We start from the raw sequence: 13,790 nt of genomic DNA on the forward strand, positions 1-13,790 counted from the left end.
CTCCTAAGCGCCCGAAATATCGACGAACCAGATCATGCCCAGTATCAGCCATGCTACTGCGAGCGCGTGAAGATACAAAGAAAATCCGTCGGATCCGAGAAGGCCCTTCTTCTGCCGGGCCGTTCCGGTTGCTGTGTTCTGGCGGGTCCATTTCTGCCGGTCGAGGCGAAACAGCACATATGTCTTGACCAGCGCCCCGCCGATCTGGCCGAAATAGAGAAGGAAGGGGTAAGTGACCGGAAACCCTCCGGCCCGGAAGGTCGAGATCATCGTGCACATGATATAGCGCGATGCCATGACCCAGGCGAGATAGGCGAGGAAGACGTAGGGGTTGAAGACATAGGCCGCCAAGAGCATGCCGCAGGGACCTGCAAGCGTCGTCCACATCGACATGCGCTGGTCCAGGATCGACCACCAGGTGAAATAGCCGATCCGGCTGGCCGGCAGCGCCAGCGCCCGGTTGCTGGTCCTGAGCGTGTTGCCGAACCAGCGCCGCATCAGCACGATCGCGGAATCATAAAAGCTGTCGCGCGGCTGGGTTTCGACGGACACGGTTTTCACATCGGGCAGATAGCCCATTTTGTAACCGTGCTTCAGAAGCCAGAACCATGTCGACTTGTCGTCGCCGGTCAGGAAATTCACCCGCCCGAAGCGCCAGTGATCGATGAAGTCGTGCTGCACACCGCTGATGAAGCCGGGTTGGGTCGCAAGGTCGCCGCGAAACACCGACATGCGCCCCGTCAGGGTCAGCACGCGTTCGCTGAGCCCCATCGAGCTCATCATGAGCTGGCGCTGGGCGAAGCGCAGGTGGAACCAGTCCTGAAACAGCCGGCCGCCGGTGGCATCGGAGACCTCGTCGGAGGTGAGCGCGCCCATCTTCTCGTCGGTGAAGAAAGGCGCCGACTTGGCCACGAGAGACGCCGGCACCCGTGTGTCGCCATCGACCAGGAAGATCATGTCGTGACGCGTCGGATTGAGACGCCGGATGGTGCGCAGCGATGTCGCCAGCGCATCGCGCTTGCCGGTGCCCGCGATCCGGTCAAACACCAGCGAGACCGTACCGCAACGGCTGGCATCGGAGCCGGCGAAGACGGCCTTGATCAGGCGGATGTCGCTTGCATCGACGACGGAGGCGACAATCGTCGCGCCGCCCTCGGAATTGCGCGCCGCCTCGAAGATCGAGCGATAAACCGGCGCGGTGATCGCCGGATCGATCTTGTAGGTGGTCACCAGGAAGAAGGCGTGTGCCCGATAGGTTTGCGCGGCATAAAGCGCCTCCGCGCGCCGGCGGCGGCGGGGAAACGCGAAGTGCATGTAATATTTCGCGCGGATGAAATTCAATATCCCCCAGGAATAGCGCCAGATGCCGAGCACCCCGATCGTCAGCGCGAGCGTGCCGGACTTGCCGACGACGTTCGGCGCTGCGAAAAGCGCGATATTCACGGCCGTGCATATGTAGAGGATATGATAGAGCATCCCGTTCCTACCAGCAGATCCCCTCATAGCCATCACCCGTCACCACGCCCGGCGCGATGCGGGCGAGATCGACCATAGGCTTGTCGCCGATCAGCGCGGAAAGCGGCTCGACAGCTTCCTTGTAGCGATGGCCGACCACGAGGATGTCTGACAACGCTATCAGGTCTTTCAAATCACCGACGAGCCTTTCCCGCAGATCGCCGATCCTGTCATTGCCGCGGCCGGCCCCGCTCATGCCTTCGTCATAGGCCGCCTTGACGGATGGATCGTAGATCTTCACCTCGTAGCCGCCATCCAGAAGCCGGCTGGCGAGCGCCGCGAGCGGGCTCTCGCGCAGATCATCCGTGCCCGGCTTGAAGCTGATGCCGACCATGCCGACGGTGCGCCCCTCAAATTTCTTAACCAGCGCCTCGGCGCGGGCGATCTGGTTCTCGTTGGCCTGAAGCACGCCTTGAAGCAGCGGCGCGGCCACATCGTGGGAATTGGCGAGGAAGCGCAGCGCCCTGAGGTCCTTGGGCAGGCATGAACCGCCGAAGGAGAACCCCGGGCGCAGAAAATAGGGCGACATCGCCACCTTGTCGTCCGAGCACAGGATCTTCATCACCGCCTGCCCGTCGACGCCGACGCTCTTGGCGATATTGCCGATTTCGTTGGCGAAGGTGATCTTGGTCGCACGCCAGCTGTTGCTGGTGTATTTGATCATCTCCGCGGTCTTCATGTCGACGGCGTGATGTTCGCCCGGCAGGCTCGCATTGAGCTCGCGCAGCATCGCCATCGTCGGCGCGTCCATTGCGCCGTAGACGATCAGGCACGGTTCGAAATAGTCCGCGACAGCGGTGCCCTCGCGCAGGAATTCCGGAAAATAACCGACGCCGAAATCCGTTCCGGCCTTCAGCCCCGAGGCGCGCTCAAGCTCCGGCACGCAGACGCTTTCCATCGTGCCCGGCACCAGCGTGGAGCGCAGGATGACGCTGTGATGGCCTTTCCGTTCAGCCAGCGCCGCGCCGATGGAGCGGCAGAGCGCCGTGACATAGGAAAGTCCGATCTCCCCCGTTTCCTCGCCGGGCGTGCCGACGCAGACGATCGAGACGTCGGTGTCCAGGATCGCTTCGGCGATATCCGTCGTCGCCGAAAGCCTGCCGGCAGCGTGATTGGTCGAGACCAGCTCATCGAGACGTTCCTCAACGATCGGCGTACGCCCGGCATTGATGGAGGCGACCTTGGCGGCGTCAATATCGACCGCGACCACCTGATGACCCTGCTCAGCGAGGCAGGCCGCTGAAACGGTGCCGGTATAGCCGATGCCAAACACGCTTACTCGTACCACATGACCCTCCTTTGGGTCTGAACGTCCGGGGCATTTTCGCGCCCGGAAAACACACTCTGACGGTTTTGATTCAACCGCATCGCCCGCGCGGTCGAGCCAATACGCTGCACCGTCCGGAAAAAGGCAACAGCGCGATTGTCAATAGCTGTATCCGCAATTTCTAAAGATACCGTATTCATGACCGTTTTTTAACCCGCCGGCGGTTTTCCGCGCGAAACGTCAATGATTGTGGCGCGGCAGGCGGCGGGCGATATCGCGAAATTCCTCGGCGCCGGCGATCGTGCCGCCGTCGGAAAGCTGCGTCACCGTCTGGCGGTAGAGCCGCTGCCACGGCGTCGCGTCGTCCGGCACTTTCGGCAGGCCCTCGGTCTTGCGTCTCTCGATTTCGGCGTCGTCGACCAGCATGTCGCAGCGCCCCTGATTGAAATCGATGCGGATCGTGTCGCCATCGCGCAGGAAGGCGAGGCCGCCGCCGGCAGCGCTTTCCGGCGCGGCGTTGAGGATGGAAGGACTGTCGGCCGTGCCGGATTGGCGTCCGTCGCCGATGGTCGGCAGGCTGGTGATGCCTTTCCTGATGAGGTGGTCCGGCGGTTGCATGTTCACCACCTCGGCGGACCCCGGCCAGCCGAGCGGCCCGGCGCCGCGGATCACAAGGATGGTGCGCTCGTCGATATCGAGCGCCGGATCGTTGATGCGGGCGTGGTAATCCTCCGAGCCGTCGAAGATCACGGCCTTGCCCTCAAACACGCCCTCATGGCCGGGTTCCATGAGATAACGCTCACGGAATGCATCGGATATCACGCTCATCTTCATGATCGCGAAATCGAAGAGATTGCCCTTCATCACCAGAAAGCCCGCGCGCTCCTGCATCGGCCTGGCGTAGGGCAGGATCACCTCGCGATCGACAGCCTCGCGCCCGTCGAGATTGTCGGCCATCGCCGCACCGGTGACGGTTGGCACATCGCCGTCCAACTTGCCGGCCTTCAGCAGTTCCCACATGATCGCGGGCACGCCGCCGGCGCGATGGAAGCGTTCGCCGAGATACTTGCCGGCCGGCTGGACATTGGCAAGCAGCGGTATGTCATAGCCATAATCCTGCCAGTCCTCCGGCTTCAGCTCTACGCCGGCGTGACGGGCGATTGCCGCCAAATGCGGCTGGGCATTGGTCGAGCCGCCGATCGCGGCATTGACGCGGATGGCGTTGAGGAAAGCCCGGCGAGTGAGAATATCGAGCGGGCGGATATTCTCGTTGACGAGCTCCACCGCGCGACGGCCAGTGCGGTAGCCCACCTGACCGCGCTCGCGATAGGCCGCCGGGATCGCCGCCGAGCCGGTCAGCGACATGCCGAGCGCCTCGGCCAGCGCATTCATCGTCGAAGCCGTGCCCATCGTGTTGCAATGGCCGACCGACGGGGCAGAATCGAGCGCTGCCTCCAGAAATTCCTCGCGGGTGATCTCGCCGGCGGCAAGCTTGCGCCGCGAGCGCCAGATCACCGTGCCGGAGCCGACGAGTTCGCCTTCATGCCAGCCATCGAGCATCGGGCCGCCCGAATAGACGATCGCCGGAATGTTGACGGTTGCGGCGGCCATCAGCGCCGAGGGCGTGGTCTTGTCGCAGCCGGTCGTCAGCACCACGCCGTCCAGCGGGTAGCCGTAAAGGATCTCCACGAGACCGAGATAGGCGAGATTGCGATCGAGCGCCGCCGTCGGGCGCTTGCAGTTTTCAAACAGCGGATGCGAGGGAAACTCGATCGGAATGCCGCCGGCATCGCGAATGCCGTCGCGGACCCGGCGCGCGAGATCGAGATGGTGGCGATTGCAGGGATTGATGTCGCTGCCGCTCTGGGCGATGCCGATGATCGGCCGGCCAGAGCGCAGCTCCTCCGGCGTGGTGCCATAGTTCATGAACCGCTCGAGATAGAGCGCGGTCATATCCGCATGGTCCGGATTGTCGAACCAGTCTTGTGAACGCAGGCGGCGATGCGACATTTCATTGTTCTCCCGATAGAGCTTTCCTCAGCCGCAAAGTGGCGAAACTCTCCGCCCCGGTCCACGGACTTCTTGCAGATTTTCGACTTTCTCCCTTCGAAAAAGGCCGTTGCCGGGCACTGCCACGACCTGCGATTGGAGCGCGGAACCGAAAAAACAGGCCGGTTGCGGAACGTTCGCGGCGTCAAGCCGTTTTACCGGATATCAATTTCAATCGGAGCAGAAAAATGAGTGGTATTATTTATCTCGTCGGTCTGATCGTGGTCGTCATGTTCATCCTGTCCGTTCTGGGTCTGGCGTAACCATGAGTGATATCGATCACAAACCCGTAACAACCGCCGCTGCAAGGCCGGGCGTCTCATACATCGAATGGGGCGCGATATTCGCCGGCGCCGTGGTTGCCGGCGCGCTGACAGTGGTGCTGACGCAGTTCGGCGCCGGGATCGGCATCGCAACCGCCGACCCGACGCTCGAAGATGGCCTCACATGGGGTATCTTCCTGGTGGGCCTGTGGCTGGTTCTCATCCCCTTCGCCAGCGCCAGCGCCGGCGGCTATGTTGCAGGCCGGATGCGCTCGCATTTCGGCGACGGCACGGAAGACGAGAGTGAATTCCGCGACGGCATTCACGGCATCGTCGTCTGGGCGCTCGCCACTGTCGCGATGGGTCTTGCAGCCGGGCTCTCGGCAGCGATCTCGTCCGCCATGGCCCCTGCCGCAGCGGATCCGGAAGTGAGCGCCGAAATGATGCAGCTGATGCAGTCCGCCTCCACGATCACCGCCTTCGCGGCAGGCGCCGGCGCTGTGCTCGGCGCGGCGGGCGCATGGTTTGCGGCCGTTGCCGGCGGCAACCACCGTGACGAAGGCATTGCGATCTCGGCCTTCCGCGGCCCGTTCTTCCGCCGCACGCAGCCGTAAGCATGGAAGCCAAAGCAACACAAAAGGGCCCTCAGAGGGCCCTTTTTCCTACCCTCCTGCGGCGCGCCCGCGGGATTTTGTCGTTTTGCGCCGGTTCAGGCGCTGGCGAACAGACAGCGCGATGCAACAGGGTTCTTGTATGCATAGCCGTCACCGCCCTTATCCTGCTCTCGCCGGCGTCTCCCTCTCTCGCACAATTGACGGAAGAGCCCACGCAGAGCGATAGCGCGCAGACTGTGCCGGGCGATGCCGATGCCCCTGCGGACACCGCGATCCGGAACCGCCTTGAGGGCATTTTCAGCCAGATCGAAGGGCTGTCGGCGGTCGAGGTGTCAGTGCACTATGGCGTTGTCACGCTTGGCGGTGAGGTGCAGGAGGCTCAGCTTGCAAGTCGCGCTAGGGAGCTTGCCAGCAGCCTTGACGGCGTCGTCGCCGTCAATGGCCGGATCATGGTCGAAACCTCGCTCGGCGAACGGCTGGAGCCGGTCTATGACAGGCTGGAAGACCGGACCGCGCAGGCGCTGAGCTACCTGCCCCTGCTGCTGGTGGCCTTCATCGTTTGCGTCGTCGTCATCGTTTTCGGCCTCTATCTCGCCTCGCGAAGCTGGCCGTGGTCGCGGATCGCGCCCAATGCCTTCATCGCCGATCTTCTGCGCCAGGTCGTCCGGATCGTATTCTACGTGATCGGCGGCGTTCTGGCGCTCGATATTCTTGGCGCAACCGCCCTGCTGGGCACGCTCTTGGGCGCCGCCGGCATCGTCGGCCTCGCCGTGGGCTTCGCGGTGCGCGACACCGTCGAAAACTATATCGCCAGTATCCTGCTCTCGATCCGCCAGCCATTCCGGCCCAAGGACCTTGTGAAAATAGACGCCTTCGAGGGCTTCGTGATCAGCCTGACCTCGCGCGCCACCATCCTGATGGAAGTTGACGGCAACCACATCCGCATCCCGAACGCCACAGTGTTCAAGAGCGCGATCACCAATTACACCGTCAATCCGCAGCGCCGCTTCACCTTCGAACTCGGCGTCAGCGCCGACAGCGATCTCGATATGGCCCTGAAGATCGGGCTTGAAACTATCGCAGCGCAGGACTTCATCCTCGATGACCCGGAGGCTGATGCCTGGATCGAGGAACTCGGCGATTCCAATGTGGTGCTCTATTTCGTCGGCTGGATCGACCAGTCCAGCACAAACTGGGCCAAGGCGCGATCCGAGGCGATGCGGCTGGTGAAGCGGGCGCTTGAATCCAACGGCTTCTCGCTGCCGGAGCCGATCTATCGCCTGCGTTTCGACGATGACGACCTCAAATCGGCGCTCAGCGGTTTCTCCGGCACGGAGGAAAGGCCGGTCGAATCCGCTCCCAGAAAGGTCCGAGAAGAAACGGCTGTTCCGCAAAACACCAACATCGACCCCAGCCTGCAGCGCCGCATGGAACGGGAGCGCCAGTCTCGCGGCCGGGGCGACCTCCTGAGCGAGAACGCGCCGACCGAGTTTGAAAGCGAATAGAGCCTCGGGGAAACGGTACGCCCGTGCCCCTCTGCTCCGTTCATCGACCCTTTCGATTGAGGGCAGAGCCCCCTCGCCTCACGCATCCTCGATATTGATCTCCCGCCAGATCGCCTCGGCGAAGGAATAGGCGGCGAACATGATGACGCCGGCGCCCATGGCGGCGAGCAGGATGGCGCCGAAGGGAAGCCCCTGAATGAACTCCATCGCCTCCTTGATGCCGGGCGTGCCGGAGGAATCGTCGGCCGTGAGACCGCGGAAGACCAGCATGACCGAAAGGATCGCGAACACCGCACCGCGCGCCATTAAACCGGCGATCGAAATCGGATGGACATAAGCCATCACCTCTTCCGACGCCTTCAGATGATCGGCGTATTTGCGCTTGAACGCCTTCACCCAATGGGCGATCGCAACGCCGGCGAAGATCGCCGCAAGGCCAAGCGAGACGGGCCGCGAGCCGATGAAGCCGGCAATATATTGCGCCGGCGACTGTCCCCCGCCCTCGCCGCCGGAGCCCGAAAACGCGATCAGCGATAACGCGTAGAATGCGAGCACGGTATAGGTGAAGGCGCTGGCCAGAAGTCCGGCGCGAACGGCAAGCCCTGTCGGTTTGGTGCCATGCTCATCAGGATCCATGACCGACTGGAACAACCGCCACACCGCGTAGCTCACCAAGCCGATGATCAACACCGCGATCAGCACCGCCCCGAAGGGCTGGCCGAGCAGCGTCTCCAGCGCGCCCTTGGTATCCTTGTTCTCGCTGGAGCCGATCGCCGCCAGAATGGCAAAGAAGCCGATGATCGTGTAGACTACGCCCCGGGCAAAATAGCCCGTGCGGGCCAGCGGTTTCAGCCATCTCGCGCCCTGCACCATTGAACGTTCCCCAATCCTGTTTTGCGTAAATAGACAGTGAGCCAACGTGCGGCCCGTGGCTTTGTTCCTCGCGCGGGGCACCGGCCCTAGGCCCCATCAGACCAAAGTGGCAAAGAGCCGAAACGCCGCTGCGCCTTGACCCCAACTCGTTTTCGGCGCTACATTTTTGCCTAAGAAGCGGTCAGGCGTATTTTTTGTGCAACAAAAGACGCGCCCAACGCGTTAGGGAGGGTGCTTCACCTTCGGTGAAGTCTGATAGTTTCTTTTCAAAACGAAACGCCGACCCGGCGATCCGGGCCGCGTATGATGGATTTTGCAAACGACACCGGGACAGGGGCCGCCCCGGTCAATCGCCTTTTTGCCCCGCAGGAGTTCGGTCCCGGCACGCCGCCGGTTGAAAATGAGGGAGGACTGACATGTCGACTTTGAGCAAACTGACCGCCGCGCTCGCGCTTTCCGCCAGCACCGCGACAATGGCGCAGGCGGATACAATCCGCTTCTGGACCACCGAGGAACAGCCGGAGCGCCTCGCCAAGCAGCAGGAAATCGCCGATCAGTTCAAGGAAGCGACCGGAAACGAGGTTCAGGTCATTCCGGTGACCGAGACCGATCTCGGCACCCGCGCCACCGCCGCCTTTGCCGCCGGCGACCTTCCCGATGTGATCTACCACACCGTGCAATATGTCCTGCCCTGGGCCGAAGCCGGCATTCTGGACGTCGAGATCAACGACGAGATCGTCAATGATCTGGGCATCGACACCTTCGCGCCCGGCGCGATCGAAATGGCGCAGTTCGAGGGGATGACCGCCGCCGTCCCGGTCGACGGCTGGACGCAAATGATTATCTACCGCAAGGACCTGTTCGACGAGAACGGCCTTGCCGCGCCGGATTCCTACGAGAATATCGCGACCGCGATCGAGGCGCTGCACAATCCGCCGGAGATGTACGGCTTTGTCGCAGCGACCAAGATCGACGAGAACTTCATGAGCCAGGTTCTGGAACATGTCTTCCTCGCCAATGGCGTGACCCCGGTCGATGAAAACGGCTTCAAGCCGCTGGATGAAGCGAAGACGATCGAGGTTCTGGAATTCTACAAGACGCTGGCCGATGCGTCGCCCGCCGGCGAGCTCTACTGGGACCAGTCGCGCTCGCTCTATTTCGATGGCAAGGCGGCGATGATCATCTGGTCGCCTTTCATCCTCGATGAGCTCGCCGGCCTGCGCGACAGCGCGCCGCCGACCATCAATGACGATCCGACCTCCACCGAACTGGCGCAGAAGACCGACGTCGTCACCACCTTCTCCGGCCCCTCCAATCCGGATGGCGCGGCCTGGGCCGATATCCGCTATCTCGGGGTGACCGCGGACGCCAATATCGATGTCGCCGCCGACTTCATCAAGTTCTCAATGGATGAGGGCTACATGAACACGCTGTCGATGGCCCCGGAAGGCAAGTTCCCGGTCCGTCGCGGCACGGCGGACGCGCCCACGGAATTCGTCGAGGAATGGGCGACGCTGCCGGTCGGCGTCGACCGCAAGGCCCCGCTTGCCGATCTCTACCCGGAAGCGACGGTGGACAAGATCGTGACCGGTCTTGAAACCGCCAACCGCTGGGGCGTGAAGGAGGGCCAGCTCGCGCTCGCCTCCAAGATGATCAACAGCCAGATCATCAATCAGGTCGTGCGCCAGTATATCGACGGCGAGATCGACGGACAGCAGGCCGTCGAAAGGCTCAACACGGAGCTCGGCGCAATCAACTGATTGCCCTTTCGGGAAAACCGCCGGGCGGGACTTCTGAACCGCCCGGCCGCTCCTGCAGCGCGTCCCCGCCGGGGGCGCGAACAGTCTCCAGGCCGGAAACGATCGCATGACAGACACAACCGAAACGACGCCGAAGGGGCCGCCCAAGACCATAGGCCGCATGGCAAGGCGCGAGATGCGTTTTGCCTATTCCATGCTCGCGCCGACCTTCCTCATCGTGCTCGCGGTCGTGCTGATGCCGCTGATCGCCAATTTCTGGATCTCGTTCAAGCCGGTCCAGCTCTCCGACCTGCGCCCGCCGCAGCTCAACATCAACGAGCGCATTCGCGGCGATATCGAAAACGCCGGCGATGCGGTGGAGCTCGAATACCGGTTGCGCAACACCTCGCAGGATGCCTCGATCTACGAGGCGGGCTTCGTGGACATCGTGCCCGATGGCCTGACGGTGACCGGCGTTGATGAGCGCTGCGTGGTCGAGGACCGGCAGGTGAGCTGCACGCTCGGCGATCTGCCGCCGAAATTCCGCGATAATATCCGCCTTCAGGTGATCGCCGACACGGCCTATCTTCAAACGCCCGTCAGCCCGCGTGACAGCGATCCCGCGCCCTTCGGCAGCGCGGAAAACATCCTGACCAATTTCGAGTTCACGCTCGACAATTTCGCCCGCATCTTCTCCTCGCAGGATTTCTGGAAGGTGCTGCGGGTCACCTTCTATTACACCGTGTTCGGCACGGCGAGCGCGCTGGTGCTGGGCCTGTTCGCCGCACAGCTTCTGAACCAGAGCTTTCGCGGGCGCACGGCGCTGCGCGGCCTGTTCCTGTTTCCCTATGTCGCCCCCGTCATCGCTGTCGCCTTCACCTGGGTGATCCTGCTCGATCCCTATTCGGGCACGCTCAACGCGCTCCTGGTGCGCTCCGGCATGATCGGCGCGCCGGTGGATTTCTTCGGCCAGCGCGATATCCCGATCTCCGTGTTCGGCCTCACCTTCAATTTCCCGGTGGCGCTGACGACGGTGATCGCCTTTGAAGCATGGCGCTATTTCCCGCTGTCCTTCCTGTTCATTCTGGCGCGGATGCAGGCGCTTTCCACCGATGTCTACGAGGCGGCCGAGATCGACGGCGCGACGCCGCTGCAGCAGTTCTGGTACATCTCTCTGCCGCAGCTCGTCGGCATTCTGGCGGTGCTGTTCCTGCTGCGCTTCATCTGGACCTTCAACAAGTTCGACGACATCTTCCTTCTGACCGGGGGCGCGGCCGGCACCCGCACGCTGACGGTCGATGTCTATGAGCAGGCCTTTGCCGTCTCCAATCTCGGCGCGGGCGCTGCGGTCGCAGTCGTGGTGTTCGTCGTGCTTCTGGCGTTCGCGTTGCTGTTCTTCAAATTCTCACCGCAGGATGAGGGCTGATGCGTATCGGAACCGGTTTCATCGCGGCCATCCTTCTCGGCGCTTTCTGGGGCGCGGTCTGGATGGTCGTCATCGGGCTGATCTACACGCTGTTTGCCGGCGAGGCGAGCGCGCCGCAGGTGTGGGTGGCCTCGCTCGCCGGCGCGGTGGCCGCAGCGATATACATACTATCGCCGGTGAAAACCCGCGACCGGCCGAAGGCGCGCGGCACACGGCTTAAGGCGATCGTGGCCATCGCCATCTTCGCGGTGCTGATGATCGTGACCTTCGGCGAGCCCTTCGGCCTGTCGCTGCTCTACTCCACGCTCTATCAGTTGATCGCGCTTGTCGCCTTCATCGCCGCCTTATGCTGGTCGATAGTGGCGGCGCTTCATGATCAGCCCGCCGGCAATATCGGCCGCTATCATCTGGAAGTCGTGTTCCTGCGGTTCATGAAGGGTCTCGGGCTGACGCTGTTCACCATCGTCGTGGCGCTGCCCTTCTATGTGATGGTGATGACGAGCTTCAAGAGCCAGCAATCGCTGGTCTCCAACCCGCTCGATCTCTCGATCGATCTGTCACAGGGGCTTTCCGGCCTGTTCAGCTCCTATATCGAGCTGTTCACCACCTATCACTTCGGCACGTTCCTGATGAATTCGGCGATCGTCTCGGTCGCCACCGTCGTGATCACGCTTGTTTTCGCCGTGCCCGGCGCCTATGCCGTGGCGCGGCTCAGGTTCCCCGGCCAGAACTTCCTGTCACGCTCGATCCTGCTGATCTACATGGTGCCGGCGATCGTGCTGGTGATCCCGCTCTATTCCGCCTTCTCCCAGATCGGGCTCAGAAACTCGCTGTTCGGGCTGATGATCGTCTACCCGGCCACCACCATTCCCGTCGCGCTCTACATGCTACAGGGCTATTTCCGCGGCCTGCCTTCCGAACTGGAGGAGGCCGGGCTTATGGACGGGCTGAAGCGGCCGGGCGTGATCCTGAAGATCACGCTTCCCCTTGCGCTCCCCGCGCTCGCCTCGGTCGCGCTCTACGTCTTCATGATCGCCTGGAACGAGTTCCTGTTCGCCTTCATGTTCCTCGACGACATCAACATGTTCACGCTCTCGCGCGGCGTCGTCTCGCTCAATTCGTCCGAGGTGCCGCGCCAACATCTGATGGCGGGCGCGGTGATCGCCACCGTGCCGGTGCTGGTCGTGTTCCTCTGGTTCGAACGCTTCCTGGTGGCGGGGCTGACGGCCGGCAGCGTGAAAGGATGAGCATGCATAGCTCGCTGAAACAACAGGCCATCGACATCCTGCGCATGAACGATCGCGGCGGCTACACCGTGCCGACCGCGCGGCTCTACCCCTATCAGTGGGAATGGGATTCCGTATTCGCGGCGCTCGGCTTCGCCACCTTCGACCGCGACCGTGCATGGGCAGAAATCGAAACGCTGTTTTCCGGCCAGTGGGCCGATGGCATGGTGCCGCATATCATCTTCCACAAGACCGATCCGGACTATTTTCCCGGCCCGGAAATGTGGAAATCCAACACCGTGCCCCCCTCCTCCGGCCATTCCCAGCCGCCGGTCGCCGCAAGCGCGATGCTGACGATGATGAAGACCGGCGGCGCGATGGATCGCGCGCGGGCCGAGGCGCTGTTCGAAAAGCTCGTCCGGTGGCATCGCTGGTTCCACACCTATCGAGACCCGGATGAGACCGGCGTGGTCGGCATCATCCATCCGTGGGAATCCGGCCGCGACAACTGCCCGGACTGGGATATCGGCATGGCGCAGGTGGCCGTGCCCGAGGATCTCGGCGACCTGCCGCGCCGCGACATCACCCATGTCGACCCGTCCGAACGCCCGACGGCGGAGCAATATAACCGCTATCTCGCCATCGTGAAATTCGGCCATGAATGCCGATGGGATCATCTGGAAATCGCCCGCAACGGCCCGTTCTTCATGGTCGATCCCTGCGTCCAGTTCGCGCTGATGCGCGGCGACCGCGACCTTGCCGAACTTGCCGGCGAATTCGGCGAGCCCGGCATCCGCGATGAATGCGAGGCGTGGCTGAAGCGCTCCAAGGAAGGCTGCGAAAGCTTCTGGAGCGATGCGGTCGGCGGCTTCGTTGCGAAGGACCTGCGCTCCGGCGGGCTCTCGACCGCCTTTACCAATGCGTCGGCCATGGCGCTCTACGCCGATGCCGGTACACCCGACCAGCAGGGGCGCTCGATCGCCGAAATCGCCGCCATTCTCGACAATTGCACCTATGGTTTCCCAAGCTGGGACCCGCGCGACGACCAGTTCGAAAGCCGACGCTACTGGCGCGGGCCGATCTGGTCGGTCGTTAACTACATGATCGGCCTCGGCCTTGCCGAAAAGAGCGAGATGGCGCTTGCCGAACGGCTTCGGGCCGACACCCGCAAGGCGGTGGAAAAATCCGGCTTCTACGAATATTTCGACCCGCTTTCCGGTGAGGGTCTGGGCGGAAAGCTGTTTACCTGGACGGCGGCCATTCATCTCGCCTGGGCCATGGGCGACGACATGCTGCAGGCGGAAGGAGACTGA

General features: G+C 62.8%; 10 protein-coding genes. 6 read left to right on the forward strand and 4 right to left on the reverse strand.

Translation table 11 applies throughout. The features are described 5' to 3' along the window. Nucleotides 1-3 precede the first annotated feature (3 nt). From V6765_RS18350 to V6765_RS18360, 3 genes are all read right to left on the reverse strand, one after another. On the reverse strand, nt 4-1,476 hold the full coding sequence (locus V6765_RS18350; RefSeq protein ID WP_448431415.1) for a glycosyltransferase: 1,473 nt from the start codon (nt 1,474-1,476) through the stop codon (nt 4-6). Between the two features lie 7 nt (nt 1,477-1,483). Beyond that, a complete protein-coding gene (locus V6765_RS18355) occupies nt 1,484-2,803 on the reverse strand; it encodes a nucleotide sugar dehydrogenase (RefSeq protein ID WP_448431417.1) in 1,320 nt (439 codons plus the stop codon). A 219-nt stretch (nt 2,804-3,022) separates the two neighbouring features. Continuing rightward, entirely contained in the window at nt 3,023-4,792 is a 1,770-nt protein-coding gene (locus V6765_RS18360; RefSeq protein ID WP_448431419.1) for an IlvD/Edd family dehydratase, read from the reverse strand. A 304-nt stretch (nt 4,793-5,096) separates the two neighbouring features. Here V6765_RS18360 and V6765_RS18365 point away from each other — a divergent pair, with 304 nt between their 5' ends. Together V6765_RS18365 and V6765_RS18370 are read left to right on the forward strand one after the other, a co-directional pair. Then, on the forward strand, nt 5,097-5,708 hold the full coding sequence (locus tag V6765_RS18365) for a hypothetical protein (RefSeq protein WP_448431421.1): 612 nt from the start codon (nt 5,097-5,099) through the stop codon (nt 5,706-5,708). Nucleotides 5,709-5,905: 197 nt separating this feature from the next. Further along, nucleotides 5,906-7,213 (forward strand): mechanosensitive ion channel domain-containing protein, encoded by a 1,308-nt coding sequence (locus V6765_RS18370; RefSeq protein WP_448431423.1) that lies wholly within the window; start codon nt 5,906-5,908, stop codon nt 7,211-7,213. A 78-nt stretch (nt 7,214-7,291) separates the two neighbouring features. Here V6765_RS18370 and V6765_RS18375 read toward each other — a convergent pair whose 3' ends face one another. Further along, nucleotides 7,292-8,086 (reverse strand): DUF1206 domain-containing protein, encoded by a 795-nt coding sequence (locus tag V6765_RS18375; RefSeq protein WP_448431424.1) that lies wholly within the window; start codon nt 8,084-8,086, stop codon nt 7,292-7,294. 416 nt (nt 8,087-8,502) lie between these two features. Here V6765_RS18375 and V6765_RS18380 point away from each other — a divergent pair, with 416 nt between their 5' ends. The 4 genes from V6765_RS18380 (at nt 8,503) to V6765_RS18395 (ending at nt 13,790) form a co-directional block, all read left to right on the forward strand. Further along, a complete protein-coding gene (locus V6765_RS18380) occupies nt 8,503-9,846 on the forward strand; it encodes an ABC transporter substrate-binding protein (protein ID WP_448431426.1) in 1,344 nt (447 codons plus the stop codon). Between the two features lie 106 nt (nt 9,847-9,952). After that, nucleotides 9,953-11,251: a carbohydrate ABC transporter permease gene (locus tag V6765_RS18385; RefSeq protein WP_448431428.1), complete on the forward strand. Its 1,299-nt coding sequence runs from the start codon at nt 9,953-9,955 to the stop codon at nt 11,249-11,251. After that, the gene (locus tag V6765_RS18390) at nt 11,251-12,498 is read left to right on the forward strand and encodes a carbohydrate ABC transporter permease (protein ID WP_448431430.1); all 1,248 of its coding nucleotides are present in this window, start codon (nt 11,251-11,253) and stop codon (nt 12,496-12,498) included. The genes V6765_RS18385 and V6765_RS18390 overlap by 1 nt, the downstream gene beginning before the upstream one ends. After that, a complete protein-coding gene (locus V6765_RS18395; protein WP_448431432.1) occupies nt 12,495-13,790 on the forward strand; it encodes an MGH1-like glycoside hydrolase domain-containing protein in 1,296 nt (431 codons plus the stop codon). Before V6765_RS18390 ends, V6765_RS18395 begins: the two co-directional genes overlap by 4 nt.

It is taken from the genome of Martelella sp. FOR1707 (genome assembly GCF_053484265.1).